This window comes from Candidatus Enterococcus murrayae (assembly GCF_017315985.1).
Lineage (GTDB): Bacteria > Bacillota > Bacilli > Lactobacillales > Enterococcaceae > Enterococcus_A > Enterococcus_A murrayae.
The window spans coordinates 1-20,834 of the sequence record NZ_JAFLVR010000072.1 but is presented as its reverse complement, the minus strand read 5'-3'; the positions used below and the strand labels follow the sequence as shown (position 1 = coordinate 20,834).

Genomic DNA, 20,834 nt, shown 5'->3' with positions numbered 1-20,834 from the left:
GCCTAAAATGCGTTGAAGAGAAAGACTTTTATGGGACAACATCCGCTTGCTGAGCAGAAAAAAATGGGAAATCGTGTTATACTTTTGGGAAGGACTAAAATAGGAAAAGGGTGGATCAATGAAAGTTTTACATACAGCTGACTGGCACATTGGAAAGAAACTCCACGGCTATGACCTGCTGCCAGATCAAGCATACATTCTTGATCAAATCAAAAAAATCGCGAAGGAGGAAGCGGTCGAGGCCATTGTGATCGCAGGCGACTTATACGACCGTTCTGTCCCTTCTGAGGATAGCGTTCGGTTATTAAATCAAACCATCGTCGATTGGAATCTGACAGAGCAATTTCCGCTATTAGCTATTTCAGGCAATCATGACAGCGCTACGCGTTTGGCCACAGGAGCGCCTTGGTTCAATCAGGCGAATTTTCATCTTCATACTCGGCTGCAGGAAGCTTTTTCACCGATCGAAATGAAGGATACGCAATTTTTCCTGTTGCCGTATTTCGAACCTGTTGATGCGCGTATTTATTTTGAAGACCCAGAATTGCGGACGATTCAGGCAGCCATGCCGAAAGTTATCGCAAAAATTAAAGAAAGCTTTGATCCGCAGAAAAAGCATGTTTTAGTGAGTCATTTTTTCGTGGCAGGCAGCAGCAAGACGGATTCTGAGACCAAGATTGAGGTAGGCGGTCTTGATGGAATCAATGGCGTGCTATTGGAGGACTTTGATTATGTGGCGTTAGGCCACCTGCACGGCAAGGATGCATTGAAGATGGCAAATGCGCGCTATAGCGGTTCGCCGTTAAAATATTCCCTTTCGGAAAAGGATCAGGCAAAAGGCGTTTGGATCGTGGAGACCGAAACGGGGGCGTTTTCATTTCGAGAATTGACACCGCTCCATGAAGTTCAAGAGCTGCAGGCCGATTTTGAAAAATTGCTGACGCCGTCCTTTTACTCAACGATCGATCGTGAGAACTATCTTTCGATTCTTTTGGAGGATCGAGCAGTGATCCCTAATCTGATGAATCAGCTGCGGCAGGTTTATCCGCGTATCATTCAGGTGGAACGAGCGAATGGCTTTGAGACTGCGGTCGAAACACGGTTAAAAACGGAGAATATCAAGGAAAAGTCTCCGATTGCACTGACGGAGGAATTCTTTACGGAAGTTTCTCAAAATGAGTTGACACCTCAGCAAAAAAATTGGATCGAAGAGGGACTGCATTCGATTCTAAAAAAAGGAGGCGCTAGCTGATGCTTCCAAAAAAAATCATTATGGAAAATTTTGGTCCGTTTCTGCGTGAAGAAGTGGATTTTGAAGAAATGTCTGAAGCGCCGCTGTTTTTGATCAGCGGGAAAACCGGTGCAGGTAAGACCACCATTTTTGACGCTATCACCTTTGCCCTATATGGGGATGCTTCAGGAGGGGTGCGCTCGTCGAATGAGATTCGCTCCTCCTTTGCCGAACCGACGGAGGAGACGCGTGTCCAATTTTTATTCGAGCACCAAGGACGGCTTTATTCTATCGAGCGTTGGCCGAAGCAGACTTTAGCCAAAAAGAACGGCAAAGGCGAGACGACAAAAAATCAAAAGGTTCAACTAAGTATTTTTAATGACGCAGGTCAAGAGGCGGAGGCGTATACGAAGATAGATGCGGTGAATGAAGTGATCTATCAGATTCTGCATTTGCAAAAGGATCAATTTCGTCAAATCGTGATGCTGCCACAAGGCGAATTTCGAACCTTCCTAAACGCCAACAGTACAGAGAAAGAAACAGTCTTGCGCAGTTTATTCGGAACGAATTTTTACCGTAATTTCACTGATAATCTAAAGCTGCAAAAGCTGGAGCTAGAAAAAGCGGTTGGCGAACTGACGACACGAATCGACCAATTATTTCAACAGGTCGTGTGTGAAAAGGGGGCTACCTATGAGGAGTCCTTGAATCTGGCTAAAGATTATTTAATAGAAGAGAAACAGCAGTTGGCAAAAAGCCAAAGGGCACTTGCTGAAAAGCAGACTGAGCAAAAAGCGCTGCAGCAAAAGCTTCAAAAGGCACAGGAGCTTGCTGAGAGATTCCGTCAAGCGCGTGAAACGCAGCAGCAGCTTTTGCAATTAGAAGAACGTATTCCTGAGCAAGAAGAAAACAGACGGCAATTCGCCCAAGCGAAAAAAATAGAACGCATCCGCCCAACCTATGAGCGAACGCAAGAATTAGAAAAGCGACAGATTCAGCAAACACAAGCGGCAAATGAAAATCACCAAAAGGCCGAAGAGCTGGAACGACACTACGTGGATTGTCAGAAACAAGCGGCAGCGTTTGAAAAGGATCAGGCAGACTGGCAAGCCAAGGAGAAAGAGCTGCAAAGCTTGGAATCCTTTTTACCTTTAGTGAAGCAAAGAGAGCAGCTGCTAGAACAAAAAACAGAACTGCTCAACCAACTGACGCAGCAGCAAAATCGCTTGACTCAGGTGAATGAAAAGGTAAAGGCGCACGAAGAAAAGAAACAGACGCTGGAGGCTAAACAAGATACTGAAAAAGCTTGGCAGGATCGACGTTACGAAGAGCTGCAGTTCCAGCAAAAAATCGTCCAGCTGCAAGAGCTGGATAGGCAGATTTTTGAACAGCAGGAGGAAGAAGAGGACCAGCAAATCAAGTTGGCTCAATTAGTCGAGACCGCCAGCCGCACCAGCAATCAATTAACGAGTGAGCTGGCTGACTACAAGAGCTTAAAAAGTCAGTGGGCAGCGGCAGAGATTGCTCGCTTAAGTATGGATCTGCTGCCTGGCGAACCTTGTCCGGTCTGCGGATCGAAGGAGCATCCTGATCCCGCGCAGCATGCTGAGCTGTCAACAGACAATTTGGGACAGCTGCAGGTTGCACTTGAACAGCAGGAGGCTCGGATCAAACAGTTGGAAGTTATCCGAGAACAGGCGGAAGCCCGCTATGAAGTAGCGATGAAGGCCTTTGACCAATTGCAAAATGAACGATTGGCTGCTCAAGAGGCACTGGAACAGCAAGTGAAAAGCTGCCAAACGACTGTTGAAGACTATTATCACTTAGAGGTGGCCGCTGAACTGGGAGAGCTGAAGACGTTTCTTAGTGAACGTCAAAAGGAAACGGCTGATGCTCTGAGGGAACTCTCAGAAAGCAATCAGGCGCTTCAGCAGCTGACAGCAGAAATCTCAGCGAATCAAACGCAAAAAGCAGAGGTGGAAGCAAATCTGACTACTGTTAATGGCGAACTCCAGATTTTACAAGGTAGGCTGGCTAGTCTAGAGGAGCAGACGGCCGATTGGCAATTGACTTCTTTAGAAGCACGGATTACTGAGTTAACGGAAAGCTTAAATGACTATCGCAAGCAGCTGCGAGTACATCAAGAGCGGATGAAAGAAATCGAGCAGGAGCGGATTCGCTTACAGGAAAATCAAAAGCTGTTAGCTAAGCAGCAGCAGGAAACAGCGGATAGTCTTATAAAGTACCGAGACCAACTGCAAGAGCACTTAGCGAAAGCGGGAGTGGCGATCGAACAATTAGCCGCGTCCCCAATCGATCTATCCCTGTTGGAACAAGCGATCACCGCTTTTGATCAAGAGCTTGTAGTTTTAAAGGATCGGCAGGAGCGCTTAGCCGAAACGATCAAGGAGCAGCAGGAGCCTGATTTGGAACCCATGCAAATTTTATTGGCGGAAAAAGAGGAGGAGGTTACTCAATTTCAACAGCAGTATTATACTAAGGAAAATCAACTGCGGCAGCAGCGCGAGCTGATTGAAAAAATTGAGGTCCTGCAGGATCAAAGCAAGGAGCAATTGAATGAGCTGAGCCAAATGATCCAGCTGTATCAAACAATGAACGGGGACAACCCGCAAAAGATCAGCCTAGAGCGGTATGTATTACAATGGTATTTGGCAGAGGTCTTGCAGAGCGCCAATCAGCAGCTTCATCAATTGACAAAGGGACGCTATCATTTTGAACTGAAGCAAGAAACCGGCCGCTCTAAAGGAAATACCGGGTTAGAGATCAATGTGTATGATGACAATGCGGGCGCAGCGCGCAGCTCCCATACTTTGTCAGGTGGCGAAAGCTTCATTGCCGCGCTGTCTTTGGCATTGGGCTTAGCTGAAGTGATCCAGAATCAAGCTGGTGGGATCGCTATCGAGGCGCTATTTATTGATGAAGGCTTCGGTTCCTTAGACGAAGAGGCGCTGGAGATGGCGATGGAAGCCTTAGAGGGGATTGAAAATGCGGGACGGATGATCGGCATTATCAGTCACGTCAGAGAATTGAAAGAACGTATCCCACAACAAATTATTGTGGAAACTAGCGGAACGGGACGCAGCAGCATTCGTTACCAGCTAGAAGGATGGAGTGAAGCGTAAATGAGATGGAGTATTCCAGAAAAAGTGATCGAACGCGGCAGAACTTACTTGAAAGAGGGGCGAGTCTTGTCCGTTGAGGCAGATCCGGCTCGACGCGTTTGGCATGGTGAAGTATTAGGCAGCGAACTTTATCTGGTTGATTTAGATGGCAGTGGAAAAGAAAATGATATTTGTGCTTGTCCATATTGGGAAGAGCACGGTTATTGCAAGCATACAGTGGCAGTCGAGTTGTATTTACGAGAAAAGGGACTCTCTCGCGTGATCAAGCCAGAAACTGTCTTGCCGAAGAAGATGGAAAGCAGTATTTCCTTTGCGGATTTATTGAATCAGGGCTTTTCTCGCTTGGCGAAGGAAGCAGAACCGCTGCAGTCCTTATTTGTTGAGTTTGTAGTAGAAGCGATCCCAACCAATCCTTATCATCCAGAGCTGGATGTTTTAGCTGTGTCCCTGCGGATCGGCAGTAATATCAGCAAGCGCAGCTATATCGTGAAGAATTTGTATGATTTTCTGCATGCTTATCAAACGGATTCGGCCTATACAGTCAACAAACAATACAAATTTCAAATCGAGGCAGGGGCCTTTGATCCTAAATGCCGCGACTTGATCGAGGATCTTGTAGGAATCAGTGAGACCTATCAGCTGTTGGGCAAAGCAGGATTGCAGGTCAAGGGCAAACTAGATAAGCGCTATCTTTTATTACCAGTTCATCGTATGCAGGAGTTGCTGGAGGCGATGGAAAAGACGGGAAACTTGAGCATAAGCTTAGGGGAAAAGACGTATTCAGAAGTCCATGAAGGTCAAGAATTGCCATTGTCCTTCACTTTAGAAAAACGTGGAGAAAATGATTTTGGCTTGACGATCGAGGATGGCTTTACGAATTACTACAGCAATTATTTCTTAGGCTTTGTAGAAAATTCCTACTATTTAATGACTCACGAGCAGCAGGACACATACATCACCCTGAAGCAATTAATGAAACGGCTGAAGGAACCAGTGATTGCCTATGAGCAGCGTCAGCTTTCACAATTGTTTACGGAAGTTTTTCCTTATTTGCGGAAAATCGGGCGCGTGATCGTCTCAGAGGATGTAGCGGAAATTATGAAGGAAGAACCATTGCGGGCGGTAGTGATCTTTCGAAAAATCAAAGGAATGATCAAGGCGGAAGCGGAGTTTCACTACGGCAATGCCTACTTTTCTACGAATGAAGCCCATCAGCCTAAGCTGCCGAACAATGTTGAAATATTAAGGGATCGCAAGAAGGAAAAACAAATTTTAGACCTTTTTGATACCTATCGCTACGAAAAAATCGATACAGGTTTTGAGAAAAAATTGCCGGTCAAGGACAATCTTTATTACTTCTTTAAAGTAGAGGTTGAGGAATTCAGGCGTTACGCCGAAGTTCGTATGGGGAAAAAACTACGACAGCTATTCCTGGATGGCGAGGAATTTCAGCCATCGATCGAAGTGAATCAAGAGGGCTCATGGCTCGATATTAAGTTCGATGTAACGGGGATTAAAGATAATGAGATCGATCAGGTGCTCAACAGTTTGTTGCGAAAGGATCGCTTCTACGCATTGGAAAATGGAGAAGTTCTTTCCTTTGATTCGGAGGTCTTTCAACAAACCAGTGAAATGATCAATCAGCTGCGGGAGAAAATCAGCGCTAAAGACGGCTTGATTCGTTTACCGAAGAGCCAAGGGCTTATGCTGGAGCAGCGATTGAAGGATAATCCACAAGCCCAGTTCAGCGAAAGCTTTACTGCGATGGTAGAGGACTTGACCCATCCAGAAAACTATCGAGCAGCCATGCCGGACAATCTTCAAGCAACCTTGCGGCCCTATCAGGAAGCCGGCTTCCGTTGGTTGAAAATGCTGAGCGATTATGGCTTCGGTGGCATTTTAGCCGATGAAATGGGGCTTGGGAAAACGATTCAGGTCATCACCTTCTTATTAGCTGAGAAGATGCAGCAGCCGATCAAAGCGTTGATCGTGACTCCTGCAAGTCTAGTGTATAACTGGCAGGCAGAGATCAGGAAGTTCGCTCCTAGCTTGGAATCTATTGTTATTTCAGGAAGTCGCGGCGAAAGAGAGCAGCTGCTTTCTGAAGCGGGTGAGATCGTGATTACCTCATATGCCAGTCTGCGACAAGATATTGATCTGCATGAAAAAATGGGGTATCAATACATGATTCTTGATGAAGCCCAAATGGTGAAAAATGCTTCAACCAAGACTTCCAGCGCCTTAAGAAATTTATCGATACCGCATCGTTTTGCGTTGAGCGGTACACCGATTGAAAACAATCTGGAAGAGCTGTGGTCACTGTTCCAAACAGTTATGCCGGGATTTTTCCCACCGATTGGCCGTTTCCGCCAATTAGCTGTTTCAGAGATCGCCAAGATGATCCAACCATTTGTTTTACGACGCGACAAGGATACGGTCTTGCAGGAACTGCCAGAACGAATTGAATCGAATGTATTGAGTAGTCTGACAGATGAGCAAAAGACTGTTTATCTGGCATACCTTAAGCGGATGCGCCAAGAGGTCGATCAAATGGACTCTGCAACATTCCGTAAGCAACGTGTCAGCATTTTAGCAGGACTGACCCGCTTACGCCAAATCTGTGACGATCCGCGTCTCTTTATTGAGGGCTATGAAGGCGGATCAGGAAAATTGGATCAGGTAAAGGATCTGATTCATGCTGCGAAGGAAAATGGCAGACGCGTATTATTATTCTCGCAGTTTACCAGCATGCTTTCGATCATTGAGAAGGAGTTTGCGGAGGAAGGAATCTCCAGCTTCTACTTGCGCGGCAGCACCAAGGTTTCCGATCGGCTCAAAATGGTCGATGCTTTTAATGCAGGAGAAAAAGATGTTTTCTTGATTTCGTTAAAAGCCGGCGGAACCGGATTGAACCTTACTGGGGCAGATACCGTCATTTTATATGACTTGTGGTGGAATCCAGCAGTGGAAGAACAAGCCGCTGGACGAGCACATCGTATCGGTCAGAAGAAAGTCGTCGAAGTTTGGCGTATGATCGCTGAAGGAACAATTGAAGAACGCATGAATCAATTGCAGCAAGAAAAGCGTGAGCTGTTCCAAAAGGTTATTCAAGGAAATGAAGAACAAACGAATAAGCTTACCGAAGAAGATATTCGCCTGATCTTGAGTTTAGGCGAGTAGACAAACAAAAACGAAGGCTCCTATCTCTATCGATTCCGATAGTCTAGGAGCCTTCGTTTTTTTTTGCGTTAGATCATTTTTGTTGTAAGGGCCTTATTTAAATCGCTGAAGCTAGTGATTTCTTCATCAAAAATGGCTGTCTGTCCACTTGGGATTGCTCTTCTTTGATGATTGAACCACCACACGGACCATCCAGCAGCTTTAGCACCGATGACGTCATTGTCAAAGCTGTCCCCGATATATAAAAGTGATTCATTTGTCAAGTCTAACCGTTCTTCCATTAGTTTGAAGATTTTGGGATCAGGCTTTTGAATTTGAACACCATCTGAGATCAAAATCTTTTCCGGTGCGATCCAATCGGTCAGGTGCAATGCGTTGAGTTTATCTTCCTGACGACGCACAGGTCCGTTGGTAATGATGCCCATCAGCACTTTTTGTTGGACTAAAAAGTCTAAGGCGCTATGGACTTCAACCGGAAGTGAAATTGTCTGCAATGCTCGATCGTAGGCGGTTTGAAAGGCATCCAGTTCAGCGTCTGCTGGAGTAAAATCAAAGTCCGCTAATGCGAGCCGTATTCGTTCGTACCGCATTTTTTTCAAAGACCATTCCCCAGTGATTGATTTCATATAATGAAAATCACTATAATAGCGAAAACGAATAAAGAGGGAGTTCATCTTATTAGCTGGAAATGTTGGGAAGAGGGAATTGATTGCTGCTGCAAAGGGAGCTTGCTGTTCATATAAAGTATCATCTAAATCAAATACGATTCCTTGGATCATTGGATCACTCCTAAATTCTAGTTGGATTCATTATACCAAAAATGCTCTCCCTAAATCTTTAATGAGCTGAAAATTCGCGCGTTGAGATAAAGCTTGTTATGTTATAGTTGCCTTGTGAAATTGAAAAAAACATGAGAGGCAATCAATCAAAAATATTCCTGCGAAAAAAAATAATGATTGAAAGGGGAAAAATGCGCGAGTTTTTAAGGTTTCCCATTTTTTGAAAACTCTATAAAAATTTTGGTGAATTTTGATTTTTTGAAAGCTGTATCTGTTTGATGAGATTTTTTTAGTGAATAAATTTGATACAGAATTTCCTCTTATCTAGCGCAATAAAATAACTTTAAAATAATACCCAAGATATTTTATCGTTCAAACTATTTTAAAATAATTCTAAAAAGGGCTTGAGATACGGAGTTTCAACGGCGCCTTTTTTATTTTCAAAAACATAATTTTAATGTTTTGAATGAATAAAAAAATATTTTTAATTAGAAAGAGTCGTTTTTTTTGTAAAATCCAGCTTCTTCCTGTTACAGTTTTTAGAGCTGTTATAGCACTGTGTAAAATGAGAGTTAAATCATTGTTCTCTCATCTTAATAGCTCAGTGTTGTCGTGACACCCTCTATTGCGTTGAAATAAATTAAATAACATTAATATTTGTAAAAAAATTGTCGAGCTCCTCTTTTTTTTGTTACCTTTTTTTTGTATAATAGAAACAGATAGCAGGAAGCTAGTATTACCTGTTACAAAAATTGAGAGTCAAGAAAAGGAGTGATATGCATGTTAACACTATATACTTCCCCTAGTTGTACATCATGTCGGAAAGCACGTGCTTGGCTACAGGAACATGAGATTCCTTATGTTGAACGAAATATCTTTTCTGAGCCATTGAACATTGATGAGTTGAAGGCCATTTTACAAATGACTGAGGACGGAACTGAAGAGATCATTTCAACCCGTTCGAAAGTTTTCCAAAAGTTGAACATGGATTTAGATGAATTGTCACTGAAAGAATTGTTGGACTTAGTAAAAGAAAATCCTGGATTGTTGCGTCGTCCGATCATGATCGATGAAAAACGTCTGCAGGTTGGTTTTAATGAAGACGAAATTCGTCGTTTCTTGCCTCGTGACGTTCGCCAATATGAATTACGTCAAGCCCAATTAATGGCTGGATTATAGAATGAATACCCCGCACAGGCGGGGTATTTTTTTCGCTTTTTTATAGTAGAAGAAATTTGGACAAGTCTGTATTCAACGCAGCAAAATCTTTCTTAAAATGGAAGCCTCGCATCCCAGTTTCTTCAGCCGCCAAAATATTGGCTGCAGAATCATCGATAAAGTAGCATTCAGCCGGATTTAACCGAAAGTGGCTGTAAAAGGCTTCAAAAATCTTATGTTCTGGTTTTGCTAGTTTCCAATCAGAGGAAATAAAGAACCCGTCAAATGAGCAGCGGCTAGGCACCATTTCTTCATATACGTAATAGTCTTGAGGTGCATTAGATAGAAGATAGACACCAAATCCTTTTTCTTTTAATTGGCGCGGAAGCTCTGCCATTTGAGGCAGTGGATGAAGACCGTTGTACCAAGTTGACAGCAGTTCATCAGCGATTTCATGTAATTTCTTCGGCAGTCGTGTTTTTACAGATAATGCAAGTTCTGATTTTGTGATGGTCCCTTTATCAAACCGCAGCCAGTCTACTGAACCGAATATTTCCGAGCAAAGAGCAGTTTGCTCCTCTTCATTTTCAGTTTTTTCACGGACGAAGCGCACGGGATCAAAATCAACTAAAACATTTCCTAAATCAAAGACAATATTCTTGATCATCAAAACCCCTCCTTAAGCAAAAGTATACTTCACTCTATTGTCCAAACAAGAGATAGTCGATTTTATTTATTGATTCATAAAAAACTTTCCTGTGTAGAAGAGAACCTGATCAGAATCGGAGAACATCGGTTTTTTTCGGCTCCCAAGACAATGAGCTGGAAGATGAGATTTGCTTTTCTATTTATAGGAATTTAATAAAATTCGTCGGCTTTCTTTACTTTTAAACGGAATCAGTTACAATGAACATATAATCTATCTTTAAAGTGAGGTGTGCCAAGATGGAGATGGAACACATCAATGAGAATACGATCCGTGTCATTATCGAGAATGAAGATTTAGCTGAACGGGGAATTACTTTTTTAGATCTGCTGGGAAACCATCGTGAAATCGAATCTTTCTTCTATAGTATTTTAGAGGAAGTGGATATTGAGGATGAGTTTAAAAGCAGTGAGGCCGTTACTTTCCAAGTACTTCCGAAAAATGACGGACTGGAATTATTTATCAGTAAAAACCTGACGCCTGAGGATATCAATAAAATGAACAATTCCACAGATTTTGAAACAAATGATTTTGATCAATTGATTCGTCAGCAGATTTTAGCTAATTCCGAGAGTCTGGAAGAAGATGGAAAAGTAAGTCGCTTAAGAGTCTTTCAACTAAATAGTTTTGAAGACATGATCGAATTAGCGAGCTATCACTTTTTAGATGAGGCTTGGTGTGATTTATACCTATTGGATGAAACATATTATTTACAAGTCTATTTTGACCCTGAAGTTTTCGGTGAGTTTGGATTAGCAGACGTCATCGCTGAGATTTTAGAATATGCTCAAGATTCAGCTGTTTCTACAGAAATGCTGGAAGAGTATGGCAAGCTTCTAATGCATCGTGATGCAATCGAGATTACACGTGCTCATTTCAATTAGCGTGTTTAATACCATCGTTCTTTGGAACGGTGGTGTTTTTTTGTTCCACGACTTAATTTTGATTCCTCGAAAAAGACAACTGCTCTAGCAAAATAAATCGCATTGAATTTGGATAGAAGCAAAGTGAATTGCGTATCTTTCTTTTGAGGTGAAGGAAATGCTGTTTGCTTACACAAAAGAAAAAAAGATGATCAGTGCTTCGGAAATAGAAGACAGTCAAAATTATTTTTGTCCAGACTGCGGGGAGCAACTGATCCGAAAAGCAGGGAAGATCAAGATTCCCCATTTTGCTCATACAAGTAATGATCGTTGTTTTGGATTAAGTGAGGGAGAGACACCGGAGCATATCCAGTTGAAGCAGTTGATTTTTAAGTGGGGAAATCGGTTTGAAGGGGATTGGAAACTGGAAGCGCCTCTCACAGATTTACCACAACGTCCAGATTTATTGCATGAGCGGCTTGCAGTAGAGATCCAATGCTCTTCGATCAAGGGTTCGCGGCTGGCCGAACGAATAACGGGGTATCATCAGCAGAATTATCAAGACTGGTGGCTATTAGGAAGAAAGCTTTGGCCAGCTGAAAAAATTACTCAGCTGCAAAAGCAATTCTGTTCCTTTGATAAGTACAAGGGACTCCATCTATGGTTGTTAGAAAAGGATCAGATTCGTTTGCTTTATCACATTCATGAGACCGATCGCCTGGTTTACTGTGAGGAACGCTGGCCTAGCTGCTCCATGCCCTTAAGTGAAATTTATCAGACTGCTGTGACTAAACGGCCGCTTCCGCTTTTTCCTACTATAGAAAGTATCAATGAGCGTAAGCAGTCACTGAGTCTGATGCTTGTTCAGAGCAATCCCAAGGTTCGCGGACTGCAGCATTATTTTTATCAAGAGCGAAGACATCTGCTCTATTTACCGGATTGGATGTATTTTCCGAGCCGCTATTTCTTCTTTTATCAAGAGGATCTTCTGGTATTTCGCTATTTGTTCCAAAAGGAAGGGAAAAATGCATCTATAATATTTGATAAATTTCTGGCCTATCGAGCAGCAAATCAAAGAGAATGGTTATTTCATCGAATTGATCAGCGCGAAATATTGGAACGGCTTTATCTTGAAGCGATTTTTTGTCAAAGAAAGGCTAAAGTTTCATCAGCCTGACTGCTTTTGAAAATACTTTTTTCTAAATTGTGGTACTATTGAGAGTGATTGAATAGAAGAGAAGCCACTTGAACTTTGTTGGACGTGAGTCGGGAGACACGCTACGATGAGAGTCCTGTTATGCTAAAGAGAAGAGTGCCTCAAAACAAGTTAGGAGTGTTTTTATGAGTGATGCAAAGCAATTGCCGAAACGGCAGGAAGTACCCACTGAACTGACTTGGGACTTAACTAAAATTTTTATTGATGATGCAGCATTTGAAGAAAAATTTCAAGCCTTATCCGCTGAATTAACAGAAGTGGATAAGATTAAAGGAAGTTTGGCTCAAGGTGCGGCAGAATTTTTAACAGCGATCGAATATGTCTTAGATATTTATCGCAAAGCGGAAGTCATTTATGTTTACGCGCATTTGAAAAATGATGAAGATACCGCTAATACAACGAATCAAGCACTATACGCGCGTGCATCTAGCTTGATTGCACAGGTCAGCGAGGCGGTCAGCTGGTTCGAACCAGAAATGCTGCAATTATCAGATGAAGAAATCTGGGCGTTTTTTGAAGCAGAACCAAAGCTGGAGTTGTATCGTCATTTTGTTGAACAGATCATCTCGGAAAGAGCGCATGTTTTGCCAGCCGAACAAGAAGCGCTGCTGGCTGGAGCTAGTGAGATCTTCAGCAGTTCAGCAGATACTTTTTCAGTGATGAATAATGCGGATCTAAAATTTCCAGTGGTGAAAAATGAAGCAGGAGAAGATGTTCAATTAACGCATGGTGTTTATGGACAGCTATTGGAAAGTACAGATCGCGAGGTTCGCGAAAAAGCGTTCAAAGCCTTGTACTCTGTTTACCATCAATTCCGGAATACATTTGCTTCCACATTGAGTACCCATATCAAGGGGCACAATTATAAAGCGAAGGTTCGCGGCTATGCTTCAGCAAGAGCGGCTGCTTTAAGCGGAAATCATATTCCAGAAGACGTCTATGAGACATTGACTTTAGTTGTGAATCAGTATTTGCCATTACTCCATCGTTATGTGGAACTGCGCAAGGAGCTGCTTGGGTTAGAAGAGCTGCATATGTATGATCTTTATACACCGCTTTTGGCGGAGGCGCCAGTTAAATTTACCTATGAGGAAGCTCAGGCCAAGGCGCTCGAAGCATTAAAACCACTAGGCGAAGAATATTTAGAGGTTGTAAAGAAAGCTTTTGCTGAACGCTGGATTGACGTAGTAGAGAATCAAGGGAAACGCAGCGGTGCTTATTCTTCTGGTGCGTATGACACGCAGCCATATATTTTGCTGAATTGGCATGATCGTTTGGATGAGCTGTATACCTTGGTTCATGAGATGGGCCACAGTGTTCACAGCTACTTTACTCGCCACACCCAACCGTATGTTTACGGCGATTACTCGATCTTTTTAGCCGAGATCGCATCGACGACGAATGAAAATCTTTTGACGAGCTATTTATTGGAAACGGAAAAAGATCCAAAGATTCGCGCATATATCATCAATCATTTTCTTGATGGTTTTAAGGGAACGATCTTCCGTCAAACTCAATTTGCCGAATTTGAACATTTCATTCACACAGAAGATGCGGCCGGAAATCCATTGACAAGCGAACACCTAAGCGAGTTCTATGGTGAGCTGAATGCGAAGTACTATGGACCGATCGTTGTAAACGATGAGGAAATCAAGGATGAGTGGTCAAGAATTCCGCATTTCTACTATAACTATTATGTCTATCAATATGCGACGGGCTTCTCAGCGGCAAGTGCTCTAGCGAAGCGGATCGTTGAAGGGGAACCAGAAGCACTACAAAAATATCTGGCATACTTGAAGTCCGGCAGCAGTGATTATCCGATCGAGGTCATGAAAAAAGCCGGAGTCGATATGACGCAACCAACGTATATTGAAGATGCTATGGAAATCTTTGCTTTGCGTTTAGACGAACTAGAGCAACTAGTTGAAGAATTAAAGGCTTAATTGAAATATAAAAAAAGCAAGCAGAAGCGAAAGCTTCTGCTTTTTTGTCGGCTCATTCACAAAAAAAGGACGTAGGAGTGAAACTTATAAGTAGGGTGAAAATATTTATTTTTATTAAAGATTGATGCTTTTTAACGATTTATAGGAAGCTAGCTAATTATAAAAAGCGATAATTAATAATTCGGTTTAACGCCTGTTTCATGCGGAAAACCTCGTATTCATAAGATAGATTTATTCAAATAGTTGAAAGAAATTTTACAAATGGAATTTCTCTTTTGTTAATTATTGTGCGAAAATTAGCGTGAATAGAGGGGGGGATCATAATGACAAAACCAAATAAAAGAGACAAGATTGATTTGTTTTTAAAGCTGTCAATTGCGGTCATGTTTATTACTGGTTTTTTGATTTTTATGTACCCGTTCGTCGTGGACTCCGTCAATAATTACATTGATCAGCAGCGTCTCGAAGAAGTTCAGGATAAAATGGAGGCACGCTCAGAAGCTGAAAAGAAAGAAAGGCTGGCGAAGCTGAAAAAGGAAAATGAAAAATTGAAGACGATCATTCCCGGAGCCGGGAGTTTCGATGACCCATTTGAATCCTCTCTGCGGGGAACGAAAAGTCCAAAGAAGGAATATTATGAGAAGCATATGATCGGAGCAATATTCATTCCCAAAATAAAAGTCAGTTTGCCGGTTTATGATGAGACGAATGACTTTTTACTGGATAAAGGAGCCACCGTTCTGCAAGGGACCTCTTTTCCAGTAGGTGGAAAAGGGACACACTCGGTAATCACCGGGCACACAGGCTTACCAGAAAAAAAGCTGTTTACGGATTTAGAGCAGCTTAAGAAGAAGGATAAGTTCTTTTTACATATTGAAGGGAAGAAACTGGCTTATCAGGTCGATCGTATCAAGATTGTGAAACCTGATAAGTTTAATGCGCTTAAAATCGAAGCGGACCGTGATTTGGTGACGCTGTTGACCTGTACACCTTATGGGGTCAATAGTCATCGTTTACTTGTTACCGGGCATCGAGTAGGCTATCCGATCGAGGCGGCTAAAAAAATCAAGGAAACAGAAAAGTATCATCGGCGACGCGTGTATTATCTCATTGCCGGCTGTCTATTCTTCTCACTGATTTTTGGTTATTTCGTTTGGCGGAAAATCATCCTTTACCAATCGAAAAAACGGGAATACAATTTTGTCTTCTATCTATATGAAAATGGAGAGCCATTACCAGGAGTGCGCGCATTGCTCACTCATAAGAAAGATGTTGTACGGATTGACGGCAAGCTTGTTCATACAGTCAGTGACGGCTATGGAAAAATTGAGTTCAAGCAAATTCCCGGCGGTGTCTATCGTGTTGAAACAGAAAATGGCCTGAGCGTAAAAGGAAAAGTATGGCGGCTGAAGGATAAAAAATTCAAGATTCTTAAACACCGTGGATACAAGAATATCAAACAGAAGATTAAGCATTTTATTATTGAAAGCAAGGTGAACTAGGGTGAAAAGGCCGCCTAAGACTAGAAGTGCCAAACAGCAAATGATCAGTAAGATCTTAATGATCGTCGTCTTTTTGGCTGGGGTGCTGGTCATGATGTATCCCTTCTATATCAATGCGGTCAATGACTTTGTTGATCAAAAAAGATTGGAAGAGGTACAGGAAAAAAATAAACAGCAAAATAAAGAAGAAGTTCGCAAGGCGAAGGAGCGAATGAAAAAGCGCAACGAAGAATTGAAAAAAAATGGTCTGGTTCCGAAAGCACCTAAGTTTACGAATGATAATGAACGAAAGATCGTCAGTGATGCTTATATCCGTAAACATTTGATCGGAGCAATCAGTATTCCAACGATTGAGGTCACGCTCCCTTTGTTCGATACAACAAATGAAAAGCTGCTGCAAGAAGGGGCAACGGTTTTGCAGGGAACCTCCTTTCCAACGGGTGGGCCCAACACGCACTCAGTTATTTCTGCTCATAGCGGGCTGCCGGAGAAAAAACTTTTTACCGATTTAGAGGATGTAAAAAAGGGTGAGATATTTGTCATAACACTGTTCGAAAAGAAATTAGCCTATGAGGTAGAAAAAATTGATGTGGTCGAGCCAAGTGATACCTCAGTGATCGAAATCGAACCTGGCCGAGATGTCGTGACTTTATTGACCTGTACACCATACATGATTAATAGCCATCGCTTATTAGTGAAGGGACACCGAGTTCCTTATACGGAAAAAATGGCAAAAGCAATTAAAAAGGCAGATGATACTCGGAAGTTAAAAGAACTATTGATTTTAGCCGGTGTCGGGCTGACTGTGCTGCTCCTGCTTTTTGGTATTTATCGTGCGGTTCACATGTATCTTTTGAAGAAGCGCCGATTTAATCTAAATATTCTGCGAACAGATCAAGCGGGGAATGTTTTGGCTAACAGAGAAATCGCCATGTACACTAAAAATGGGAAACACCCCGTTCAAAGGCAGGGGATTCCATTAATGGTAGCGACAAATGAAGAAGGGCACGCTCGTTTTGAAAATATTCCTGGCGGTGTTTATTGTATTAAAGATAGTGACGGGCTCAGCTTCAAAGTAGGGATCAAGAAATTGCGGCAGGATAAAATAACTCTCTATTTAACTAAGCAACAAAAGAGCTATATTTTTACCAATAACAATGCAGTTCAAATCAAAAAATAAAGAGTCATTGCTTTTTAGGCAATGACTCTTTATTAGATTAGCGATAAGTGATTATCAACATCCGATTGTCTGATCGGAGTATTTTTACTTTGAGATTCTAAGAAGGCAATCAATGAATCTTTCGTATTATATGTATCTAAAATATGATGGATCGTATCACAGCCCTCGATACGAATCCCGGCATCACAATCGCCGCCATAGTTATAAATCACGGCGGAAGGGTGTGAGGTGATGGACATTTCATGAGCAATCTGCTGATCCGTTAGAAAAGCTTCCTGCACAAATGCCGAATGACGGTCTTCTAAGAACATCTCCAGGTCACCGCCAACTTTAGTAAATAGTTGGATCGCCAGCTTCTTTGAGTAGGGCTGCTTTTGTACGCCGACTGTTTCTTGTAGTTCAACTAAAAAATCACGTCCACGCTTTTTCCCTTGAAGGTGGGCAGCCTTGACATCTAAAGCCGCGGAATGAATCTCCTGTGATAACTCTGTACGCAATTGAATATCTTTTTCGGAGGCGCCGATTCGGTGCATGAATTCCGAGACGGTGTTTAAGTTCATGATAGGAATCAGACGTAACTGAATCTTCATATCATACTCATTAATCAAATCAATGATCCGTCGCTCAAGCGATAGACACTTTTTCCCGATCGGGTTAACAAACAAATAAATTTCGATCATTGGAGCCCCTCCATTTCCTTCTCTCGCTGTTGCTGTTCAGTTACTGCTCGAGCAATTTTATTTTGTGTTTTTCGGTAAGGCAAATCGAATGTTTTTAAGAGTTGATTAAACTCATCTTCAGCGAAATCCGCATCACTGACCTCTAGTTCTAATTCAAAGTCATGCATCTCACCGTACCAGCTTTCGTCTAGTGCGAGCTTTCCTTCAGGAATTGTAAATTCTGCACGTTTTGTGATTAATTTCCCAATTAGGTGCAAGTCTAATTGGGAAATAGATAATTGCTTCAAACGGTCTAAAATCTCGCCAGCTTCAGCGGCAAAGCGCGTCTTTTCAAGGGCTCGATCTACTTCAGCAAGTGTGAGATCATCCGTGACCTCCAAAAGCCCAACCGCTCGCGGTATTTTTAAAGTCGCCTCGGCACTGTCAGCAAAGCGACGGATTCTTAAGCCCATCCCTTGCTTTTTTAATTGGAAATCAGCTGTATCAAAGTAAAGGTTGGTTTGTATTACAAATTGATCACTTGTAATATCATAGTAACGTAACAATCCTTCGTACTCGTTTTGTGTTAGCATACTCTTGAATTCGATTTCAATTTCTTCACTCAAACTTATTTTACCTCGGATTCTAGAAAATTCCTAATATAAGACATCCTCACATAGAATAACCTAGATAGTCAAACGATTAGAACTAATTCCATAAAAATGTTAGTATTTTGTAATATTTGTTAAGCGTGAAAAATATGATAATTCTTTCTGCGGAAGGTTTGTGATAAGATAAGAAAGAATGGAAAAATGAAGCGAGGGATATGCGATGGAGAGAGACTGGGATTCATTTCTTGCTCCTTATGAATTGGCAGTAGCGGAGTTGAAGATAAAATTGCGGGGACTGCGTAAGCAATACCGTACGAGCGGGGATCATGTCCCAATCGAATTTGTGACCGGACGGGTCAAGCCAGTGGAAAGCATCCTTAATAAAGCAGAGCTGCGGGGAATCGCGCTGAATCGTCTAGAAGATGAAATGTCTGATATGGCGGGGATGCGCATCATGTGTCAATTTGTTGAAGACATTCCTTTAGTCGTAGAAATATTGCGCCGCAGAAATGACATGAAGATTATTCAAGAGCGAGATTATATAACAAATCGAAAAGCCAGCGGGTATCGTTCGTATCATCTAGTAATTGAATATCCTGTTCAAATGCTGGAGGGAGAGAAAAAGCTGTTAGCTGAAATCCAAATTCGAACGTTATCCATGAATTTTTGGGCAACGATTGAGCATTCAATGAATTATAAATATGAAGGCCAAATACCTGAAAATATCCAGAAACGATTATTCCGCGCTGCAGAGGCGGCTTATCAGTTAGACGAGGAAATGTCCAGCATTCGTGATGAGATCCAAGAAGCACAGCACGTGTTTAATCGTAAGGAGCAAAAAAAGGAAGTGGGACAACGTGGGATTACGAATCGGAATCATCCATAATCAAGAAGAAAAATCAATTCGAGTGTTGCAGCGGCTGCGTGGCTTATTAGCGAAGAAGGATGATTTAGAAATCGTGGATCGTAATCCAGAGCTGGTGATTACGATTGGCGGAGACGGAACTTTGCTATCGGCGTTTCACCGGTACAATCATCGGTTAGATGAAGTTCGTTTTTTAGGTGTTCACACAGGTCACTTGGGATTTTACACAGATTGGCGCGATTATGAGCTGCCAGAATTGGTGAACAGTTTAAGTGAGGAACAAGGGAAAAGCGTCAGCTATCCTCTTTTGGATGTTGTTTTGACAACGATAGATGGTGAGAAAAAACACTTCTTAGCTTTAAACGAATCCACGATTCGTAAAGGCAGCCGCACAATGGTGGCGGATGTTTATATTAAAGAAGAATTATTCGAGCGTTTTCGCGGAGACGGCTTGGCTATTTCTACGCCTACAGGCTCGACCGCCTATAATAAAAGTGTCGGCGGTGCTGTGGTTCACCCAAGCATCAACGCGATGCAATTAGCGGAAATTGCTTCATTGAACAACCGAGTCTTTCGTACATTGGGTTCGCCAAGTATCATCGGTTCCCATGAATGGATCGATGTACGGCTGAAGGGCAATGAGCAGCATCTGATTACGATCGACCAGCTTGATATCAATCGCAAAGGGATTACGTCGATTAAATATAAAATTGCGGAGGAACGAATTCATTTCGCTTCTTATCGGCATATGCATTTTTGGCATCGAGTGAAGGATGCCTTTATTCGAGAGGATTAATTTTGTGGAATTCAAATGGACTTATCAAGAGCAGACCAGCTCACTTGTACGGACTTTTTTAAAACGCCAAGGGATTTCAAAAAAATTACTGGCTAAAATCAAATTTCAAGGTGGAAAAATTTTAGTGAACGGGACCGAACAAAACGTCTTGTTTTCTTTAAAACCACGTGATATTGTAACTGTTGTGATTCCAGACGAGGAACCTCATGAGACTCTGCTGGCTGACAACATTCCCATTGAGATCGTATTCGAAGATGAACACCTGCTGGTTGTAAACAAGCCAGCTGGAATCGCCTCGATCCCAGCTCAATATCATCCGCGTGGGACGATGGCCAATCGGGCCAAGGCCTACTATGTGGCACAGGGCTACGCCAATCAGGTCGTTCATGTAGTTACACGTTTGGATAGGGATACAACAGGTTTGATGCTGTTTGCAAAGCATGGCTTTGCCCATGCAAAATTGGACCAAAAATTGCAGCAGAAGCAATTTGTCAAAAAATATCAGGCGTTGGTTTCTGGTGCGGTTGAAACCTTACAATCTCATGGCAACATATCCTTGCCAATCGGCCGTGACTTGTCTTCCTTATTGAAGCGCCAAGTAATTGAAACCGGACAAACGGCAGAAACAGAATACTGGTTAGAAAAACGCGATCAGACATGTGCTTTAGTGGATGTTCAGCTGCATACGGGGCGCACCCATCAGATTCGGGTTCATTTTTCGGCAATTGGGTGTCCATTGTTAGGGGATGAACTCTATGACGGCCGATTGGATTTAGGGATCGAACGACAGGCGCTGCATTGCTACTCCTTATCCTTTCCCCATCCCTTCAGCAATGAAAAGCTGCATTTCAAGCTGCCATTAGCACCTGATATGGCAACAATAGCTGAAACAATTTAGGAATTATAATACACCGTCAAATAATTTAAACGAAAAAAAGAGTCGGGCAGAATAGCAGAATGATATCCGAACCGACAATAAGCTATTTTTTGCTTTATAAAAAA

Annotated in this window: 16 protein-coding genes; 12 read left to right on the top strand and 4 right to left on the bottom strand. The window is 42.3% G+C overall.

The window, feature by feature from the left end:
• Nucleotides 1-118: 118 nt before the first annotated feature.
• The 3 genes from JZO85_RS20955 to JZO85_RS20945 are packed head-to-tail and all read left to right on the top strand — an operon-like array spanning nucleotide 119 to nucleotide 7,554.
• Nucleotides 119-1,252: an exonuclease SbcCD subunit D gene (locus JZO85_RS20955; protein ID WP_207110466.1), complete on the top strand. Its 1,134-nt coding sequence runs from the start codon at nucleotides 119-121 to the stop codon at nucleotides 1,250-1,252.
• Nucleotides 1,252-4,374, top strand: a complete 3,123-nt coding sequence (locus tag JZO85_RS20950) for an AAA family ATPase (RefSeq protein ID WP_207110465.1) — start codon at nucleotides 1,252-1,254, stop codon at nucleotides 4,372-4,374. The genes JZO85_RS20955 and JZO85_RS20950 overlap by 1 nt, the downstream gene beginning before the upstream one ends.
• A complete protein-coding gene (locus JZO85_RS20945; RefSeq protein WP_207110464.1) occupies nucleotides 4,375-7,554 on the top strand; it encodes a DEAD/DEAH box helicase in 3,180 nt (1,059 codons plus the stop codon).
• A 68-nt stretch (nucleotides 7,555-7,622) separates the two neighbouring features.
• On the opposite strand, the gene JZO85_RS20940 is transcribed toward JZO85_RS20945, so the two are convergent.
• Entirely contained in the window at nucleotides 7,623-8,333 is a 711-nt protein-coding gene (locus tag JZO85_RS20940) for an HAD family hydrolase (RefSeq protein WP_207110463.1), read from the bottom strand.
• A 780-nt stretch (nucleotides 8,334-9,113) separates the two neighbouring features.
• Between JZO85_RS20940 and spxA the strand changes: the two genes are divergently transcribed.
• Nucleotides 9,114-9,512 carry a transcriptional regulator SpxA gene (gene spxA / locus JZO85_RS20935; protein WP_010739854.1) on the top strand — a complete coding sequence of 133 codons (399 nt, stop codon included), beginning with the start codon at nucleotides 9,114-9,116 and terminating at the stop codon, nucleotides 9,510-9,512.
• Nucleotides 9,513-9,552: 40 nt separating this feature from the next.
• On the opposite strand, the gene JZO85_RS20930 is transcribed toward spxA, so the two are convergent.
• Complete coding sequence (locus JZO85_RS20930; RefSeq protein ID WP_207110462.1) at nucleotides 9,553-10,158, bottom strand: HAD family hydrolase; 606 nt, start codon at nucleotides 10,156-10,158, stop codon at nucleotides 9,553-9,555.
• A gap of 278 nt (nucleotides 10,159-10,436) precedes the next feature.
• Between JZO85_RS20930 and JZO85_RS20925 the strand changes: the two genes are divergently transcribed.
• The 5 genes from JZO85_RS20925 to JZO85_RS20905 all read left to right on the top strand — a co-directional run bounded on the left by JZO85_RS20925 (nucleotide 10,437) and on the right by JZO85_RS20905 (nucleotide 16,901).
• Nucleotides 10,437-11,081, top strand: coding sequence for an adaptor protein MecA (locus JZO85_RS20925; RefSeq protein ID WP_207110461.1), 645 nt, complete (start codon nucleotides 10,437-10,439; stop codon nucleotides 11,079-11,081).
• A gap of 157 nt (nucleotides 11,082-11,238) precedes the next feature.
• Nucleotides 11,239-12,237, top strand: a complete 999-nt coding sequence (locus tag JZO85_RS20920) for a competence protein CoiA (RefSeq protein WP_207110460.1) — start codon at nucleotides 11,239-11,241, stop codon at nucleotides 12,235-12,237.
• Between the two features lie 164 nt (nucleotides 12,238-12,401).
• Nucleotides 12,402-14,219: an oligoendopeptidase F gene (pepF, locus tag JZO85_RS20915; RefSeq protein WP_207110459.1), complete on the top strand. Its 1,818-nt coding sequence runs from the start codon at nucleotides 12,402-12,404 to the stop codon at nucleotides 14,217-14,219.
• A gap of 323 nt (nucleotides 14,220-14,542) precedes the next feature.
• Entirely contained in the window at nucleotides 14,543-15,721 is a 1,179-nt protein-coding gene (locus JZO85_RS20910; RefSeq protein WP_207110458.1) for a class C sortase, read from the top strand.
• Between the two features lie 40 nt (nucleotides 15,722-15,761).
• A complete protein-coding gene (locus tag JZO85_RS20905) occupies nucleotides 15,762-16,901 on the top strand; it encodes a class C sortase (RefSeq protein WP_242550478.1) in 1,140 nt (379 codons plus the stop codon).
• Between the two features lie 32 nt (nucleotides 16,902-16,933).
• Here JZO85_RS20905 and JZO85_RS20900 read toward each other — a convergent pair whose 3' ends face one another.
• Nucleotides 16,934-17,581 (bottom strand): DsbA family protein, encoded by a 648-nt coding sequence (locus tag JZO85_RS20900; RefSeq protein WP_207110456.1) that lies wholly within the window; start codon nucleotides 17,579-17,581, stop codon nucleotides 16,934-16,936.
• Complete coding sequence (locus JZO85_RS20895; protein ID WP_207110455.1) at nucleotides 17,578-18,186, bottom strand: CYTH domain-containing protein; 609 nt, start codon at nucleotides 18,184-18,186, stop codon at nucleotides 17,578-17,580. Before JZO85_RS20895 ends, JZO85_RS20900 begins: the two co-directional genes overlap by 4 nt.
• A gap of 205 nt (nucleotides 18,187-18,391) precedes the next feature.
• Between JZO85_RS20895 and yjbM the strand changes: the two genes are divergently transcribed.
• The 3 genes from yjbM to JZO85_RS20880 are packed head-to-tail and all read left to right on the top strand — an operon-like array spanning nucleotide 18,392 to nucleotide 20,730.
• Nucleotides 18,392-19,057: a GTP diphosphokinase gene (gene yjbM / locus JZO85_RS20890; protein ID WP_207110454.1), complete on the top strand. Its 666-nt coding sequence runs from the start codon at nucleotides 18,392-18,394 to the stop codon at nucleotides 19,055-19,057.
• Entirely contained in the window at nucleotides 19,029-19,832 is an 804-nt protein-coding gene (locus JZO85_RS20885; protein WP_207110453.1) for an NAD kinase, read from the top strand. Before yjbM ends, JZO85_RS20885 begins: the two co-directional genes overlap by 29 nt.
• A gap of 4 nt (nucleotides 19,833-19,836) precedes the next feature.
• Complete coding sequence (locus JZO85_RS20880; protein ID WP_347401816.1) at nucleotides 19,837-20,730, top strand: RluA family pseudouridine synthase; 894 nt, start codon at nucleotides 19,837-19,839, stop codon at nucleotides 20,728-20,730.
• Nucleotides 20,731-20,834 lie beyond the last annotated feature (104 nt).

Excerpts from the sequence above, each read along its gene's own strand:
- JZO85_RS20955 (WP_207110466.1), top strand. The coding sequence starts at position 119 with ATGAAAGTTTTACATACAGCTGACTGGCACATTGGAAAGAAACTCCAC.
- JZO85_RS20950 (WP_207110465.1), top strand. The coding sequence starts at position 1,252 with ATGCTTCCAAAAAAAATCATTATGGAAAATTTTGGTCCGTTTCTGCGT.
- JZO85_RS20945 (WP_207110464.1), top strand. The coding sequence starts at position 4,375 with ATGAGATGGAGTATTCCAGAAAAAGTGATCGAACGCGGCAGAACTTAC.
- JZO85_RS20940 (WP_207110463.1), bottom strand. The coding sequence starts at position 8,333 with ATGATCCAAGGAATCGTATTTGATTTAGATGATACTTTATATGAACAG.
- spxA (WP_010739854.1), top strand. The coding sequence starts at position 9,114 with ATGTTAACACTATATACTTCCCCTAGTTGTACATCATGTCGGAAAGCA.
- JZO85_RS20930 (WP_207110462.1), bottom strand. The coding sequence starts at position 10,158 with ATGATCAAGAATATTGTCTTTGATTTAGGAAATGTTTTAGTTGATTTT.
- JZO85_RS20925 (WP_207110461.1), top strand. The coding sequence starts at position 10,437 with ATGGAGATGGAACACATCAATGAGAATACGATCCGTGTCATTATCGAG.
- JZO85_RS20920 (WP_207110460.1), top strand. The coding sequence starts at position 11,239 with ATGCTGTTTGCTTACACAAAAGAAAAAAAGATGATCAGTGCTTCGGAA.
- pepF (WP_207110459.1), top strand. The coding sequence starts at position 12,402 with ATGAGTGATGCAAAGCAATTGCCGAAACGGCAGGAAGTACCCACTGAA.
- JZO85_RS20910 (WP_207110458.1), top strand. The coding sequence starts at position 14,543 with ATGACAAAACCAAATAAAAGAGACAAGATTGATTTGTTTTTAAAGCTG.
- JZO85_RS20905 (WP_242550478.1), top strand. The coding sequence starts at position 15,762 with ATGATCAGTAAGATCTTAATGATCGTCGTCTTTTTGGCTGGGGTGCTG.
- JZO85_RS20900 (WP_207110456.1), bottom strand. The coding sequence starts at position 17,581 with ATGATCGAAATTTATTTGTTTGTTAACCCGATCGGGAAAAAGTGTCTA.
- yjbM (WP_207110454.1), top strand. The coding sequence starts at position 18,392 with ATGGAGAGAGACTGGGATTCATTTCTTGCTCCTTATGAATTGGCAGTA.